We start from the raw sequence: 15,332 nt of genomic DNA, 5'->3' as shown, positions 1-15,332 counted from the left end.
GGTGAGAGGGACGGGGTCCTCTTTCAGGCGCGGACGACCTTGCCGGCGCGGATGCACGAGGTGCACGCGTTGATCCGGCGACGGTTGCCGGGGGCGATCAGCGCCCGCACGGACTGGATGTTCGGGTTCCAACGGCGCGGCGTGCGGCGGTGCGAGTGCGACACCGACATACCGAAACCGGGGCCCTTGCCACACACATCGCAGTTGGCAGCCACGGTTGATCACTCCCAGAAGATTCGTTCGCAGACGGCGGGGCAAGGCAGCACCCGCATCAAGACCGTCCAGCAGTCTAACCGCTCCGCGGGTGCGGTGCCGCAGCGCCCTCCGGACCGCGGTCCGCGGCTCGCGCAGCCCGGTGGTGTCGGTGCCCGTGGGTAGCCTGCTCCCGTGCTGACGGCGCTGGACGACGCCGCGGTCGGACAGTGGTGCCGGGCCGCGGTCGAGGCGCTGTCCGACTTCCGGGCGCGGCTCGACGACCTCAACGTCTTCCCGGTCCCCGACGGTGACACGGGCACCAACCTGCTGCTCACCGCCGAGGGCGCCCTGGCGGCGCTGGACCAGGCGCCGCCGGGCGAGCCCACCTGGGCGGTCGTGGCGCGCGGCGCGGTCCTGTCGGCGCGCGGCAACTCCGGCACGATCCTGGCCCAGCTGCTCCGCGGGCTGGCCGACCAGCTCGCCGGCCAGCCCCCGGCCGACGGGCCGGTGCTGGCCGCCGCGATGCGCAAGGCCGCCGAGGGCGCCTACACCGCTGTCGCCGACCCCGAGGAGGGCACCTTCCTCACCGTCGCCCGGGCCGCGGGGGAGGCCGCCGTCGCCGCCGTCGACGAGGGACGCACGGCGCTGGCCGACGTCGTCGGGGCCGCGGCCGACGGCGCCCACCGGGCCCTGGAGGGCACCCCCGACCAGCTCGCCGCGCTGCGCGAGGCCGGGGTGGTCGACGCCGGGGGCGCCGGGCTCTCCCTGGTCCTGGACGCCCTCGTCCGCACGGTCACCGGTGTGCAGCCGGTGCGCCCTGCACTGGCCCGCCGCGCGCACGCCCCGCACGACCACGTGCACGCCCCGCACCAGCCGCCGCCGGGGCCGGGCAGCGAGGTGCAGTACCTGCTCGCCGACGCCGACGAGGCCTCTGTCGCCCGCCTGCACGAGCGGCTGGCCGCGCTCGGCGACAGCCTCGTCGTCGTCGGGGTGGACACGCCCACCGGCCGCGAGTGGAACGTCCACGTGCACGTCGCCGACGTCGGCGCCGCCATCGAGGCGGGCATCGAGGCCGGCCGCCCGCACCGCATCACGGTCACCCCGCTGGCGCCCGTGCCCCCGGCGGCGCCGGCCCCGGGGGTCCGCGCGGTCGTCGCGGCGGTGCACAGCGAGGGCCTGGCCGAGCTGTTCCGCGCCGAGGGCGCCCGCGTCGTCGTCTGCGAGCCCGGCGGCATCACCGAGGACGACCTGTACGAGGAGATCGTCGCCGCCGGCGCCCAGGAGGTCGTCGTCCTCCCGAACGACGCCGGCCTGCACGCCGTCGCCTCCCGGGCGGCGGAGCGGGCGCGCGAGGCCGGCCGGGAGATCGGGGTGGTGCCCACCCGCTCGCCGGTGCAGGGGCTGGCGGCCCTCGCCGTCGGCGATCCGCAGCGCCGCTTCGGCGACGACGTGATCGCCATGGCCGAGGCCGCTGCCGCCACCCGGTGGGCCGAGCTCGCCGTCGCGGACCAGGAGGCGCTGACCAGCGCCGGTCTCTGCCGGCCCGGCGACGTGCTGGGCTCCGCCGAGGGCGACGTCGTCGTGATCGGCGCGGAGCACGCCGCCGTCGCCTGCGACCTGCTCGACCGGTTGCTGTCCGCGGGCGGGGAGATGGCCACGCTCGTCGTCGGCCCCGACGAGGCGCTCGGCGACGCGGTGTGCGCGCACCTGTCGTCGGCGCACCCCACCGTGGAGGTGGTGCGCTACGGCGGCGGCCCCGGGTCGCTGCCGCTGCAGATCGGGGTCGAGTGACATGGCGGTGACGCTGGAGACCCCGCTGGCGAAGGTGCTGGGGCCCAAGACCGCCACCGGCATGGCCGAGTCGCTCGGCCTGCACACGGTGCGCCACCTGCTGCGCCACTACCCCCGCCGCTACGCCCGGCGCGGCGAGATGGCCCGGCTCGACGACCTGCAGCCCGGCGACCGGGTGACGGTGCTCGCCCAGGTGAGGAACGTGAGCACCCGGCCCATGCGCCAGCGCCGGGGCACCCTCACCGAGGTCACCGTCGGCGACGGCGCCAGCACCATGAAGCTGGTCTTCTTCAGCCACCGGCACGCGCGCCTGGCGCCCGGGGTGTGGGGCATGTTCGCCGGCACCGTCGGCACCTACCAGGGCAAGCTGCAGTTCACCCACCCCGACATGCACCTGCTCAGCGGCGACGACGATGACGACGACTGGGCCCGCGAGCTGGTGCCGATCTACCCGGCGAGCAAGGACGTCTCCAGCTGGGTGATCCAGAAGTCGGTGAAGCTGCTGCTGGGCGGTGCGGGCAACCTGGCCGACCTGGTCACCGACCCGCTGCCGGAGGAGATCCGCACCCGGCACGGCCTGCTGTCGCTGCCGGCGGCGCTCCTGGACATCCACCGCCCCACCACCGCCCAGGACGTCGAGCGCGCCGAGCACCGGCTGAAGTGGGACGAGGCGCTCACCCTGCAGCTCACCCTCGCCGCCCGCCGCCGGGCCGCCGCCCTGGAGCCCGGCACCGCGCGCCCGCGGAAGCCGGGGGGGCTGCTCGACGCCGTGGACGCCGCGCTGCCGTTCGCGCTCACCGACGGCCAGCGTGCGGTGGGGGAGGAGCTCGCCGCCGAGCTGGACCGCGACCAGCCGATGCACCGCCTCCTGCAGGGCGAGGTCGGCTCGGGCAAGACGGTCGTCGCGCTGCGTGCGATGGCGCAGGTGGTGGACGCCGGCGGCCAGGCCGCCCTGCTCGCGCCCACGGAGGTGCTCGCCGCCCAGCACGCCCGCGGCATCCGCGCCCTGCTCGGCCCGCTCGGCCGCGCCGGGGAGCTCGACGGCGACCCGGCCGGCACCCGGGTCACCCTGCTCACCGGCTCGCTCAAGGCCGCGCCCCGCCGCCAGGCCCGGGCCGAGGTGGCCGAGGGGCGGGCCGGCATCGTCGTCGGCACCCACGCGCTGCTGCAGGAGGGTGTCGACTTCGCCGACCTCGGGCTGGTCGTCGTCGACGAGCAGCACCGGTTCGGCGTGGAGCAGCGGGACGCGCTCCGCGCCAAGGGCAGCCGCCCCCCGCACGTGCTGGTGATGACCGCGACGCCGATCCCGCGGACGGTCGCGATGACCGTCTACGGCGACCTCGAGGTCTCCACGCTCCGGCAGCTGCCCAGCGGGCGCGGGGGTGTGGCCAGCTCGGTGGTGCCGGTCGTGGAGAAGCCCGGCTGGCTGGACCGCGCCTGGGAGCGGCTCCGCGAGGAGGTCGCCGCCGGCCGGCAGGCCTACGTCGTCTGCCCCCGCATCGGCGACGTGCCCGGGGACGAGCCGGAGGACGCCGACGGCGCGCCGCCGGAGGACGAGGGCCGCAGCGACCGGCGGCCCCCGCTCGCCGTCCTCGACGTCGCCGAGGCGCTGCGCGCCGGCCCGCTGGCCGGCCTGCGCCTGGACGTCCTGCACGGGCGGATGACCCCCGAGGAGAAGGACGGCGTGATGCGCGCCTTCGCCGACGGCGCGACCGACGTGCTGGTGGCCACCACGGTGGTCGAGGTCGGGGTCGACGTGCCCAACGCCACCGTCATGGTGGTCATGGACGCCGACCGGTTCGGCGTGAGCCAGCTGCACCAGCTGCGCGGACGCGTCGCCCGCGGCAAGCACGCCGGGCTGTGCCTGCTGGTGAGCGAGGCCCCGACCTCCTCGCCGACCGGGCAGCGGCTGGCCGCGGTCGCCGCCACCTCCGACGGCTTCGAGCTGGCCCGCCTGGACCTGGAGACCCGGCGGGAGGGCGACGTCCTCGGCGCCGCGCAGTCCGGCCGGCGCTCGGGCATCAAGCTGCTGTCGCTGCTGGAGGACGAGGAGCTGATCGCCGAGGCGCGGGCGGAGGCGACGGCGTTGCTGGCCACCGAGCGCGGTCTGGCCGACCACCCGGGGCTCGCCGCCGAGGTCGCGGCCCTGGCCAGCGACGAGCGCGCCGAGTGGCTGGAGAAGGCGTGACGCGGATCATCGCGGGGCTCGCGGGCGGCCGTCGGCTGCAGGTCCCCTCCACCGGCGTCCGGCCGACCGGGGACAAGGCCCGCGGGGCGCTGTTCAACTCGCTGGGCTCGCTCGTCGACCTCGAGGGGGCCGCGGTGCTGGACCTCTACGCCGGGTCCGGCGCGCTCGGGCTGGAGGCGCTCTCCCGCGGCGCGGCCACCGCTGTCTTCGTCGAGTCCGGCCCGAGGGTGCTGCCGGTCCTGCGGGCCAACCTGGCGGCCGTCGGGCTGCCCGGCGGGCGGGTCGTGGCCGGCTCCGTGCCCGCGGTCGCCGCCGGGCCCGCGCCGCAGGCGTTCGACGTCGTCCTCGCCGACCCGCCGTACGAGACGCCCGCGGAGGAGGTCCACGAGGTGCTCGGGGCGCTGGTCGCGGGGGAGTGGCTGGCCCCCGGCGGCGTCGTCGTGGTCGAGCGGCCCAGCCGGGAGCGCACGTGGGCCTGGCCGACACCCCTGGAAGGTCTGCGCGAGCGGCGCTACGGCGAGGCCGTGCTCCGGTACGGTCGGCGTCCGTGAGACGTGCCGTCTGCCCAGGTTCCTTCGACCCGGTGACCAACGGGCACGTCGACGTCATCAACCGGGCCGCCGGGCTGTACGACGAGCTGGTCGTCGCCGTGCTGGTGAACCCGGGCAAGGCGGGGCTGTTCTCCGTCGCGGAGCGCATGGAGCTGATCCGGGAGGCCGTCGCCGACCTGCCCAACGTGCGCGTCGACAGCTTCCAGGGCCTGCTCGTCGACTACTGCCGCAGCCAGGACATCCCGGTCATCGTCAAGGGCCTGCGCGCGGTCAGCGACTTCGAGTACGAGCTGCAGATGGCGCAGATGAACCGCGAGCTGGCCGCCATCGAGACGCTCTTCGTGCCCACCGCCCCGCAGGTCGGTCACCTCTCCTCCAGCCTGGTCAAGCAGATCGCCGGCTTCGGCGGCGACGTCTCGCGGCTGGTGCCCAAGGTCGTCGACGACCGGCTGCGCGAACGGGCCCGCGAGGGGCGGTCGTGACCCGGCCCGGGCGCGGCCACACCACCGAGGTCGTCTACCGCCTCTACGAGACCGTCGACGAGCTGACCACGGTCATCGAGAACGCCCGCAGCGTGCCGATGTCGAGCTCCTGCATGGTGCCCCGGGACCACGTGCTCGACCTGCTCGACGACCTGCGCGAGTCGCTGCCCGAGGACGTGCAGGCCGCCGGCGCGATCGTCGAGCAGCGCACCGAGATCCTGCAGCAGGCCCAGGCCGAGGCCGAGCGGCTCACCGGCCGCACCAGGGCGGAGAGCGAGCAGCTGCTCGTCCAGGCCCGGCGGCAGCGCGACGAGATCATCGGCACGGCCCGGCGGCAGCGCGACGAGCTGCTGGCCCAGGCCCGGGCCGACGCCGAGCAGATCCTGGTCGACGCCGAGGCCGAGGCCCAGGCGCTGGTCGCCGAGGGGCAGCAGCACCGGGCCGCGCTCGTCGCCGACGGCCAGGCCGAGCACGAGCGGCTGATCACCGAGACCGAGGTCTACCGCACCGCCGTCACCCGGGCCGACGAGCTCGGCGAGCAGTCCCACGCCGAGGCCGCGCAGATGCGGGCCGAGGTCGACGAGTACGTGGACACCCGGCTGGCCGAGTTCGGGGCGGCACTGGAGCGCATGCTGCGCTCGGTGGACAAGGCCCGCAGCAACCTGCGGGACGGCTGAGACCTTCCGCACGGTGGGGCCCCGGAGAGGATCGGGTAGTCTCGACCACCGGTCCGGCCGTCGGCGTCCCGCCCGGCTGACCACCCCTCCCGCACCCGACCGCGAGTACCGACATGCCTGCTGCTCCCCGGAACCACCCCGGCGCTGCGTCCCCCGAGGACCGGCGCCCCTCGACCAACCCCTGGAAGGTCGACCTCCGGGAGCTGGGCCGGCGCCCGGGCAGCCTGCACGAGCTCGACCGGACGGCGCCGGCGCCCGAGGGCTGGGGCCTGGAGCTCATCCGGGTCCCCGGCGGCGCCGAGGTCCACCTGCGGCTCCGGCTGGAGTCGGTCATGGAGGGCGTGCTGGTCTCCGGCGACCTGGAGGTGCCGGTCGTCGGCTCCTGCGCCCGCTGCCTCGAGCCGCTCGAGGACACGCTGGCGCTCGACGTCCAGGAGCTGTACGCCTACGCGGGCAGCACCACCGAGGCCACCAGCGAGGAGGACGAGGTGCGCCGGGTCGAGGGTGACTTCCTCGACCTCGAGCCGCTGGCGCGGGACACCATCGTGCTGAGCCTCCCGCTCTCGCCGGTGTGCACCGAGGACTGCGGCGGCCTGTGCGTCGGCTGCGGTCAGCGGATCGACGACCTGCCCGAGGACCACACCCACGAGGTGACCGACCCCCGCTGGGCGGCCCTCGCGGAGCGATTCGCTTCCTCGCCGGGCACCCCCGGCGAATCCACCACCCCAGAGGAGAACTGACGTGGCCGTTCCGAAGCGGAAGATGTCGCGGGCCAACACCCGCATGCGCCGGTCGCAGTGGAAGGCCACCGCGCCGACCCTGTCGCCGTGCCCGAACCGCGCCTGCGGCGAGCTCAAGCCGCCGCACCAGGCGTGCCCGACCTGCGGGCAGTACGACGGCCGCCAGGTCCTCTCGGTCTGACCTGCCGCACCGCCATGGGGACGACGGCCGCCGCTCCGCATCCTGACCGGGATGCCGCGGACGGCCGCGTCCCGGCGGCGCCCCCGGGCGGGCCGGAGCACGCCGAGCGGGCCGCCACCTGGCTGTTCGACGCCCTCGGTGTCGCGCTGCCGGGCGGGCTGCTGCCGCTGGCGCTGACCCACCGGTCGTTCGCCTACGAGAACGGTGGCCTGCCGACCAACGAGCGCCTGGAGTTCCTCGGCGACTCCGTGCTCGGTCTGGTCGTCACCGACGAGCTCTACCGCAGCCAGCCGGACCTCCCCGAGGGCCAGCTGGCCAAGCTGCGTGCCTCCGTGGTGAACATGACCTCGCTGGCCGGCGTCGCCCGGCGCCTCGGGGAGGACGGGCTGGGCCCGCACCTGCTGCTGGGCCGCGGCGAGGAGACCACCGGCGGCCGCGAGAAGGACTCGATCCTCGCCGACGCGCTCGAGGCCCTCATCGGTGCGCTGCACCTGGGCTGCGGGCTGGACACCGCCGCGGCGATCGTGCACCGGCTGTTCGACCCGCTGCTGGCCGAGGCGGCCACGCGCGGCGCCGGCCTGGACTGGAAGACCAGCCTGCAGGAGCTCGGCGCGGCGCAGGGGCTCGGTGCACCGGTCTACCAGGTGGACGACGAGGGGCCCGACCACGCCAAGACGTTCCGCGCCGACGTGCTGCTCGCCGGCACCGTCCGCGGCACCGGCACGGGGCGCACCAAGAAGGCCGCCGAGCAGGAGGCCGCCGAGGCCGCCTGGCGCGCGCTGTCGGAGGAGTAGACCCGTGCCCGAGCTGCCCGAGGTCGAGGTGGTGCGCCGGGGGCTGGAGCAGTGGGTGGCCGGGCGCACCGTCGCCGCCGTCGAGGTGCACCACCCGCGGGCGGTGCGCCGCCACCTGGAGGGCGCCGACCACTTCGTGGAGGCGCTCACCGGCCGCACGCTCACCGCCGCGCACCGCCGCGGCAAGTACCTGTGGCTGCCGCTGGCCGAGCCCGACGGGTCGCCGTCGGGGCGCGCGCTGGTCGGGCACCTGGGGATGAGCGGCCAGCTGCTCGTCGAGAAGCCGTCGGCCCCCGACGAGACCCACCTGCGCGCCCGGTTCACCTTCACCGACCGCGGCCGGGAGCTGCGCTTCGTCGACCAGCGCACGTTCGGCGGCCTGGCGGTGGAGGAGGCGGACGGCGACGACGTGCCGGGGCGGCTGGCGCACATCGCGATCGACCCGCTGGACGAGTCGTTCGACGTCGACGCGTTCACCGCGGCGCTGCGCCGCCGCCGCACCGAGGTCAAGCGGGCGCTGCTGGACCAGACGCTCATCGGCGGGGTGGGCAACATCTACGCCGACGAGGCGCTGTGGCGGGCCCGCCTGCACGGCTCCCGCCCCACCGACCGGCTCACCCGGGCGCAGGTGGCCGACCTGCTCGACGGCGTCCGCGACGTCCTGGGGGAGGCGCTCGCGCAGGGCGGCACCTCCTTCGACTCCCTCTACGTCGACGTCAACGGGCAGAGCGGGTACTTCTCCCGCTTCCTCGCGGTCTACGGGCAGGAGGACCGGCCGTGCCCCCGCTGCGGCACGCCGATCCGCCGCGAGTCGTTCATGAACCGCTCCAGCTACAGCTGCCCCACCTGCCAGCCCCGGCCGAGAGCGCGGCGCGCGTGACCGTCCGCGTGGAGGTGCTGGTCTCCGGCCGCGTCCAGGGCGTCGGGTACCGGTACTTCGTGCGCGGGCTCGCGCAGCGGGCCGGGCTCTCCGGGGTCGCGCGCAACCTCCCCGACGGGCGGGTCGAGGTGGTCGCCGAGGGGCCCGAGGCGGCGGTGCGCGAACTCGTCGCCGCGCTCGACGGCCCGGACGCCCCGGGCCGGGTGACCGGCGTCGACGTCCGCTCCGCACCCCCGCAGGGGCTGGAGGGCTTCACCACGGCGTGACGAAGACGACATCCCCCCGACACGGGAGCCTCACCCCGGCGCCGTTGACCTGCGTGTCGGGGGCTGTCACCCTGGGAACATCCAGCCCGCGCCGACCGCGCACCGGGGCGCCGGGCACACCCTCTCGCTCTCGAAAGGCCGTCACAGCCATGGCCAAGGCCCTGTTCGGTTCGGTCGTCACCCCCGTGGAACTCCGGGTAGCCGAGGAGAACGCCGCCCTGCGGGCCCGGGTGCAGCGGCTCGAGCAGGAGCTCGCCGAGCTGCGCGCCCAGCGCGACGCCGCCATCGCCCACGAGCTGCTCTCCCTGGCGGGCGACACCGCCGAGCCCGCGCTCGCCTGAGGCGGGACCCCGGGGCCTCGAACGGGCCGGTCACAGGCGCACCACCGGCCTCGCAGGCCCCCGGCAACCCGGGATCCCGGGCTAGAGTGCTGACCTCGTGCACCTCTCCAGCCTGACGCTCAAGGGCTTCAAGTCCTTCGCGTCCGCCACCACGCTCCGGCTGGAGCCCGGCATCACCGCCGTCGTCGGCCCCAACGGGTCGGGCAAGTCCAACGTCGTCGACGCCATCTCCTGGGTCCTCGGCGAGCAGGGCGCCAAGAGCCTGCGCGGCGGCAAGATGGAGGACGTCATCTTCGCCGGCACCGCCGGGCGCCCGGCGCTCGGCCGGGCCGAGGTGACGCTCACCATCGACAACGCCGACGGCGCGCTGCCGATCGAGTACACCGAGGTGTCGATCACCCGCCGCATGTACCGCTCCGGCGAGAGCGAGTACGAGATCAACGGCGACAAGGTGCGCCTGCTCGACGTCCAGGAGCTGCTCAGCGACTCCGGCATCGGCCGCGAGATGCACGTCATCGTCGGGCAGGGGCAGCTCGACGCCGTCCTCTCCGGCCGCCCCGAGGACCGCCGCGCCTTCATCGAGGAGGCCGCCGGCGTCCTCAAGCACCGCAAGCGCAAGGAGAAGGCGCTCCGCAAGCTCGACGGGATGCAGGCCAACCTCGACCGGCTGGCCGACCTCACCGCCGAGCTGCGCCGCCAGCTCAAGCCGCTGGGCCGGCAGGCCGAGGTCGCCCGCCGCGCCGCCGGCGTGCAGGCCGACCTGCGCGACGCCCGGCTGCGGCTGCTCGCCGACGACCTCGTCCAGCTCCGCGACGCCCTCGACCGGGACGTCGCCGACGAGACCGCGGCCCGGCAGCGGCGCGCCGTGGTGGAGCGCGAGCTCTCCGCCGTCTCCCGGCGGGAGGGCGAGCTGGAGAGCGAGCTCGCCGCGAGCGCCCCGCGGCTGCAGGCCGCCTCGGACACCTGGTACCGGCTCTCCGCGCTGGGGGAGCGGTTCCGCAGCGTCGCCCAGCTCGCCGCCGAGCGGCACCGGCACCTCTCCGCCGCGGCCCCCTCGGCTGCGCCCGGTCGCGACCCCGACCAGCTCGACGCCGAGGCCCACCGCGTCGCCTCGACCGAGGCGGAGCTCGCCGCGGGCCTGCAGGCCGAGCGGGAGCGGCTCGCTGCGGTCGTCGCCGGCCGGGCGGAGCTGGAGACCGCGCTGGCTGCCGCCGAGAAGGCCTGGGTCGCCGCTGCCCGGGCGCTCGCCGACCGCCGCGAGGGGCTGGCCCGGCTCTCCGGCAAGGTGGCGGCCGCGCGGTCCCGGGTGCACGCCGGGGAGGCCGAGATCGAGCGGCTCACCGTCGCCGCCGCCGAGGCGGCCGACCGCGCCCGGGCCGCCGACGAGCGGCTGGCCGACCGGCGCGGGCAGGTCGCCGACCAGGAGGACACCGACCTCGCGCTGGTCGCCGCGCACGAGGACGCCGTCGCCGCGCACACCGCCGCGGCCCGCCGGGTCACCGAGCTGGCCGAGGCCGAGCGGGCCGCCGAGCGCGACCGCGCCTCCTGGCAGGCCCGCCGCGACGCCCTCGCCCTCGGGCTCACCCCCGCCGACGGCGCGGCCGCGGTGCTCGGGGCGGGCCTGGCGGGCGTGCTCGGCCCGGTCACCGAGCAGCTCGCCGTGACCCCCGGCGACGAGGTCGCCGTGGCCGCCGCGCTGGGCGGGATGTCCGATGCCGTCGTCGTCGCCGGGGTCGCCGAGGCCGCCGCGGCGCTGCAGCACCTCACCCGCACCGACGGCGGGCGCGCCGGACTGCTGGTCACCGGGGGGGTGCCGCCGGTGCCGCGGGACGGCTGGCCCGAGCTGCCGGGCGGCGCCCGCTGGGCGCTGGACGCGGTGCAGGCGCCCGAGGCGCTGCGCCCGGCGCTGGCCCGCGCGCTCGAGCGCGTCGCGCTGGTGGCCGACCTGGACGCGGCGGTCGCGCTCGTGCGCACCCACCCCCGGGTCCGGGCGGTCACCGCCACCGGCGACCTCCTCGGCGCGGACTGGGCCCTGGGCGGCCAGACCGATGCGCCGTCGAACCTGGAGCTGCGGGCCCGCGTGGACGAGGCGGCCACCGAGCTCGCGGCCGCGACGGAGCGGGCGGCCGCGCTCGCCGAGGAGCTGGCCGCGGCCCGCGAGACGGCCCGCGCGCGCTCGGCCGACGTCGACACCGCGCTGGCCGCCCGGCAGGCCGCCGACCGCTCCCGCTCGGCGGTCGCCGCGCAGCTGGCCGAGCTCGGTGCCGCGGCGCGCTCGGCCGCCTCGGAGGCAGAGCGCTCGCTGGCCGCGCGAGTGCGGGCCGAGCAGGCGCTGGAGCAGGCGCAGACCTCGCTGACCGGGCTCGAGCAGCAGCTCGCCGAGGCGGAGGCCGCGCCCGTGGAGGAGGAGCCGCCGACCGAGGAGCGCGACCGGCTGCGCGCCGAGGTGGCCGCCGCCCGGCAGGCCGAGACGGAGGCGCGCCTCGCCGTCCGCACCGCCGAGGAGCGGGCCCGCGCCCTGCAGGGACGAGCCGAATCGCTCCGCCGGCAGGCCCGGCAGGAGCGGGCGGCCCGGGAGCGGGCCGCGGCGGCCCGGGTGGCGCGCGAGCGCGGGGCCGCGGTGGCCGACCGGGTGCGGCACGACGCGGGGGTCGCGCTCGCCGCCCTCGAGCACTCCCTGGTGCGCGCGGCCGCGGAGCGGGATGCGCTGGCGTCGTCCCGCAGCGGCGCGGAGGCCGAGCTGCTGGAGGTGCGCAGCCGGGTGCGCGCGGCCACCGCGGAGCTCGACCGGCTCACCGACGAGGTGCACCGCGACGAGGTGGCCCGCACCGAGCAGCGCTACCGCATCGAGTCGCTGGAGACCCGGGCGGCCGAGGAGTTCGGCGTCGACCTGCCCACGCTCATCGGCGAGTACGGGCCCGCCGCCCCGGTGCCGCCCCCGCCGCAGCAGGTGGCCGAGGCCGAGGCCAAGGGCGAGCCGGCACCGGACCCGGTGCCCTACGACCGCGCCGTCCAGGAGCGGCGGGTGGCCCGCGCCGAGCGGGACCTCGCCACGCTGGGCAAGGTCAACCCGCTGGCGCTGGAGGAGTTCGCGGCGCTGGAGGAGCGGCACACCTTCCTCGCCACCCAGCTCGAGGACCTCAAGACCACCCGCAAGGACCTGCTCACCGTCGTCCGCGAGGTGGACGGCCGCATCCACGACGTCTTCGCCGCGGCGTTCGCCGACGTGGCGCGGGAGTTCGAGCAGGTCTTCGCCACCCTGTTCCCGGGCGGCTCGGGGCGGCTGGTGCTCACCGACCCGGAGGACATGCTGACCACCGGCGTCGAGGTGGAGGCGCGGCCGCCGGGCAAGAAGGTGAAGCGGCTGTCGCTGCTCTCGGGCGGGGAGCGGTCGCTGACGGCGGTCGCGATGCTGGTGGCGATCTTCCGCGCCCGGCCCTCGCCGTTCTACGTGCTCGACGAGGTCGAGGCGGCGCTGGACGACGTCAACCTCGGCCGGCTGCTGGTGCTCGTGGAGCAGCTCCGGTCGACGTCGCAGCTGATCATCATCACGCACCAGAAGCGGACGATGGAGATCGCCGACGCGCTCTACGGGGTGAGCATGCGCGGGGACGGCATCACCGGCGTCATCAGCCAGCGCCTGCGCGAGCTCGAGACCGCCTGACCCCCCCGAGGGTTGAGGCGGGGACGGCGGGTGCCGGGTTCCTCAGACGCCGGAGCGGACCTCGAGGTCGACGACGACGGGGAGGTGGTCGGAGGCGCCCCCGGCGTCGAGGACGTGGGCCCCGGCGACGGCGACCCCCGCTGAGACCCACACCTGGTCGATGCGCCGGTGCGGCGACCGCGCCGGGTGGGTGTGGCCGGCGTCGGACTGCCAGAACCGCCAGCCCGACTGGTCGTCCCGGGCCCGGGCCAGCCGCCAGGCGTCGGTGAACCGCCGCCGCAGCGCGTCCAGTTCCGGGGCGTCGGGCGCGGTGTTGAAGTCACCGACCAGCACGCCGGTCTCCATGGAGTCGGTGTGCAGCGCGGCCAGCGCCTCGACCTGCGCCCGCCGCTCGTCCGCCGAGCGGGTGGTGAGGTGGGTCGCGGTCACCCACAGCGCCCCGCCGTCGAGCTCGACCATCGTGCGCAGAGCGCTGCGCGGCTCGCCGCTGCCGGGCAGCCGGTGCACGTCGCTGATCAGGATCGGCAGCCGCGAGAGCAGCGCGTTGCCGTACTGCCGAGGCGGCTGGTCACCCGGCCGCCGCTCGTCGATCGCCGGGCCCCAGGCCAGCTGCATGTCCAGCGCCCGGGAGAGCAGCAGCGCCTGGTCGACGTCCTCGCTGCGCGGGCCGAAGTGCCGGTCGACCTCCTGCAGGCAGATGACGTCGGCGTCCACCGAGGCCAGCAGCCTGGCCAGCCGGGGGAGGTCGTGGCGCGCGTCGGTACCCACGCCGTGGTGGGTGTTGAAGGTGACCAGGCGGACCGGGATCGGCGGCTGGTCGGGACCGGGGGCCGGCTTGCTCACCTCCTCACCCTCTCAGGCGCTCGACAACGGCGCGTCCACGACCTGGCTCAGCGTGGTGGCGCCCCGCTCGCTCACCGACAGGACGAAACGCGCCTCGCGGCCGTCGAGCACCAGCTCGCCGATCTGGTTGCCGAAGTAGGGCCCGGCCTGCTTCTCCCACTCCAGGCCGGCGGGCTCGGCGCCGACCCACCGGGCGAGCGCCTCCATCAGCCGCCGGGCGCGCCGGCTCCAGCCGATCCGGAACGCCACCTTGATCGGGTGCGGCGCCTGGTTGTGCAGCGGGGAGACGGTGAGCTGGTGCACGCGCGAGGCGAGCCCGCCGGGCTCCACGACCTCGGCCGCGTAGGCGTGGTGGACATCGCCGGAGAGGACCAGCGCGGTCGCCGGGGGCCGGCCGTGCTCGCCGCGCGCGACCGACAGCAGCGCCCGGCCCAGCCGGTCGAAGGAGTGCCCGAACGCCGCCCAGTGCTCGAGGTCGGCCAGCTGGCGCACCTGCTCGGCCAGCCGACCGCGCCAGCGGCCGTGGTGGCGGAGGTTCAGCGTGGCGTTCCACCGCTCGAGCGCGTCGACGGCGTGCGGCAGCAGCCACGGCAGCGAGGTGCCGACGACGAGGTGCTCCACCCCGTCCCGCGCGGCCTGCCGCATCGCTGCCTCGACCCAGTCGAACTCGTCGTCGTCCAGCATCCGGCGGCCGGTCTCCTCCAGCACCCGCCCGGCACGGCTGTCGACCACGACCAGCCGCGCGTCGCCCCAGTGCCGCACGAAGCTCCACCGCACGCTCGCCGGGTCGGCGTCGGCGCGCACGGCCATCTCGCGCAGGATCGGCTCGGCGTCGGCCGGGGTGTCCCCGGAGGCGTCCACCAGGTCCTGGACGGCGCGCCAGGCCTTGTTCTCGGCCAGCTCCTGCGGGCTGAGGTTGCCCAGGTGCTGGTAGACCCAGTAGCTGATCAGCCCGCCGGTGATCCGGCCGGACCACCACGGCTCGTCCTGCATCGTCCGCCGCCAGGCCGCCGAGGTGTTCCAGTCGTCGATCATCTCGTGGTCGTCGAAGATCATCGAGGACGGGATCGTCGAGAGCAGCCAGCGCACCTCCGGGTCCCGCCAGGACTCGAGGTAGAGGTGGGTGTACTCCTCGAAGTCCGCGACCTGCGCCTCCGGCACCCGGGCCCGCTGCCCGCGGTCCCGGCGGCGGGCCAGCCGGCCGCGGGTGCGCTCGGTGAGCTCGTCGGCGTAGACCTGGTCGCCGAGGAGCACCAGCGCATCGGGCCACTCCTCCTCCGGCCGGGCGGCGAGCTGCCGGGCGTACAGGTCGAGCGCGTCGGGCGGGATGCCCTCGGACTCCTCCACGGTGCGGGCGCTGGCGTACCGGCACGAGCCGAAGGCCAGCCGGAACGGGCCGGGCCGCCCGGGGGTGCGGATGCGGCTGGGCGGGAAGCCCGAGCCCGCCTGCGGCCAGACGAGGGTGTCGTCGAGCCGCACCTCGTAGGGCGTGGTGCTGCCCGGCGCGAGGTCCTCCACCAGCACCAGCGCGAAGTGGTGGCCGCCCACGGTGAAGGTGCGCGCCCGCCGCCCCAGGACGTCGACCTCGCACGGGCGATCGGTCTCCACCCACACGGTGGCCGAGACGGGGTCCACGTGCCGCAGCAGGGGGCCCAGCACGAGGGCGGGGGAGGACGGAGCGGGCGGCGGCATGGGCACAGCCTGGCGCATCCACCCCCGCGTGCGGGGACCCGCCGTCC

Annotated in this window: 15 protein-coding genes; 12 read left to right on the top strand and 3 right to left on the bottom strand. The window is 76.3% G+C overall.

All coding sequences use genetic code 11. The features are described 5' to 3' along the window. Window positions 1-23: 23 nt before the first annotated feature. Window positions 24-215 (bottom strand): 50S ribosomal protein L28, encoded by a 192-nt coding sequence (gene rpmB / locus E9565_RS07580; RefSeq protein WP_104523111.1) that lies wholly within the window; start codon window positions 213-215, stop codon window positions 24-26. Between the two features lie 172 nt (window positions 216-387). On the opposite strand from rpmB, the gene E9565_RS07575 reads away from it, so the two are divergent. The 12 genes from E9565_RS07575 (at window position 388) to smc (ending at window position 12,750) form a co-directional block, all read left to right on the top strand. Further along, window positions 388-1,986 carry a DAK2 domain-containing protein gene (locus E9565_RS07575; protein WP_236824585.1) on the top strand — a complete coding sequence of 533 codons (1,599 nt, stop codon included), beginning with the start codon at window positions 388-390 and terminating at the stop codon, window positions 1,984-1,986. Window position 1,987: 1 nt separating this feature from the next. Beyond that, window positions 1,988-4,174 carry an ATP-dependent DNA helicase RecG gene (recG, locus tag E9565_RS07570; protein ID WP_236824584.1) on the top strand — a complete coding sequence of 729 codons (2,187 nt, stop codon included), beginning with the start codon at window positions 1,988-1,990 and terminating at the stop codon, window positions 4,172-4,174. Continuing rightward, window positions 4,171-4,725, top strand: coding sequence for a 16S rRNA (guanine(966)-N(2))-methyltransferase RsmD (gene rsmD / locus E9565_RS07565; RefSeq protein ID WP_236824583.1), 555 nt, complete (start codon window positions 4,171-4,173; stop codon window positions 4,723-4,725). Before recG ends, rsmD begins: the two co-directional genes overlap by 4 nt. Then, on the top strand, window positions 4,722-5,207 hold the full coding sequence (gene coaD / locus E9565_RS07560; protein ID WP_236824582.1) for a pantetheine-phosphate adenylyltransferase: 486 nt from the start codon (window positions 4,722-4,724) through the stop codon (window positions 5,205-5,207). Before rsmD ends, coaD begins: the two co-directional genes overlap by 4 nt. Further along, the gene (locus tag E9565_RS07555) at window positions 5,204-5,884 is read left to right on the top strand and encodes a hypothetical protein (protein WP_236824581.1); all 681 of its coding nucleotides are present in this window, start codon (window positions 5,204-5,206) and stop codon (window positions 5,882-5,884) included. The genes coaD and E9565_RS07555 overlap by 4 nt, the downstream gene beginning before the upstream one ends. Before the next feature lie 113 nt (window positions 5,885-5,997). Then, window positions 5,998-6,624, top strand: coding sequence for a DUF177 domain-containing protein (locus tag E9565_RS07550; protein ID WP_236824580.1), 627 nt, complete (start codon window positions 5,998-6,000; stop codon window positions 6,622-6,624). Between the two features lies 1 nt (window position 6,625). After that, window positions 6,626-6,805: a 50S ribosomal protein L32 gene (rpmF, locus tag E9565_RS07545; RefSeq protein ID WP_014377519.1), complete on the top strand. Its 180-nt coding sequence runs from the start codon at window positions 6,626-6,628 to the stop codon at window positions 6,803-6,805. Between the two features lie 14 nt (window positions 6,806-6,819). Next, window positions 6,820-7,599, top strand: coding sequence for a ribonuclease III (gene rnc / locus E9565_RS07540; protein WP_236824579.1), 780 nt, complete (start codon window positions 6,820-6,822; stop codon window positions 7,597-7,599). 4 nt (window positions 7,600-7,603) lie between these two features. Continuing rightward, window positions 7,604-8,479: a bifunctional DNA-formamidopyrimidine glycosylase/DNA-(apurinic or apyrimidinic site) lyase gene (gene mutM / locus E9565_RS07535; protein WP_236824578.1), complete on the top strand. Its 876-nt coding sequence runs from the start codon at window positions 7,604-7,606 to the stop codon at window positions 8,477-8,479. Then, window positions 8,476-8,745 (top strand): acylphosphatase, encoded by a 270-nt coding sequence (locus tag E9565_RS07530; RefSeq protein WP_236824577.1) that lies wholly within the window; start codon window positions 8,476-8,478, stop codon window positions 8,743-8,745. Before mutM ends, E9565_RS07530 begins: the two co-directional genes overlap by 4 nt. Window positions 8,746-8,894: 149 nt before the next feature. After that, window positions 8,895-9,086: a hypothetical protein gene (locus E9565_RS07525; RefSeq protein ID WP_236824576.1), complete on the top strand. Its 192-nt coding sequence runs from the start codon at window positions 8,895-8,897 to the stop codon at window positions 9,084-9,086. Between the two features lie 97 nt (window positions 9,087-9,183). Next, a complete protein-coding gene (gene smc / locus E9565_RS07520; protein ID WP_236834453.1) occupies window positions 9,184-12,750 on the top strand; it encodes a chromosome segregation protein SMC in 3,567 nt (1,188 codons plus the stop codon). A gap of 42 nt (window positions 12,751-12,792) precedes the next feature. On the opposite strand, the gene E9565_RS07515 is transcribed toward smc, so the two are convergent. Both E9565_RS07515 and E9565_RS07510 read right to left on the bottom strand, forming a co-directional pair. Further along, window positions 12,793-13,593, bottom strand: coding sequence for an endonuclease/exonuclease/phosphatase family protein (locus E9565_RS07515; protein WP_236824574.1), 801 nt, complete (start codon window positions 13,591-13,593; stop codon window positions 12,793-12,795). Between the two features lie 12 nt (window positions 13,594-13,605). Continuing rightward, the gene (locus E9565_RS07510; RefSeq protein WP_236824573.1) at window positions 13,606-15,285 is read right to left on the bottom strand and encodes an alkaline phosphatase D family protein; all 1,680 of its coding nucleotides are present in this window, start codon (window positions 15,283-15,285) and stop codon (window positions 13,606-13,608) included. Window positions 15,286-15,332: the final 47 nt, after the last annotated feature.

Source organism: Blastococcus sp. KM273129, assembly GCF_021698995.1.
In the GTDB taxonomy this organism is placed as follows: Bacteria; Actinomycetota; Actinomycetes; order Mycobacteriales; family Geodermatophilaceae; genus Blastococcus.
Note: the sequence above shows the minus strand (reverse complement) of the source record. Positions and strands in the feature narration are given on the sequence as shown.

Bases quoted from the DNA above. Each gene is read 5' to 3' on its own strand.
- recG (WP_236824584.1), top strand. From the start codon at position 1,988: ATGGCGGTGACGCTGGAGACCCCGCTGGCGAAGGTGCTGGGGCCCAAG.
- rnc (WP_236824579.1), top strand. From the start codon at position 6,820: ATGGGGACGACGGCCGCCGCTCCGCATCCTGACCGGGATGCCGCGGAC.
- E9565_RS07550 (WP_236824580.1), top strand. From the start codon at position 5,998: ATGCCTGCTGCTCCCCGGAACCACCCCGGCGCTGCGTCCCCCGAGGAC.
- E9565_RS07510 (WP_236824573.1), bottom strand. From the start codon at position 15,285: ATGCCGCCGCCCGCTCCGTCCTCCCCCGCCCTCGTGCTGGGCCCCCTG.
- E9565_RS07525 (WP_236824576.1), top strand. From the start codon at position 8,895: ATGGCCAAGGCCCTGTTCGGTTCGGTCGTCACCCCCGTGGAACTCCGG.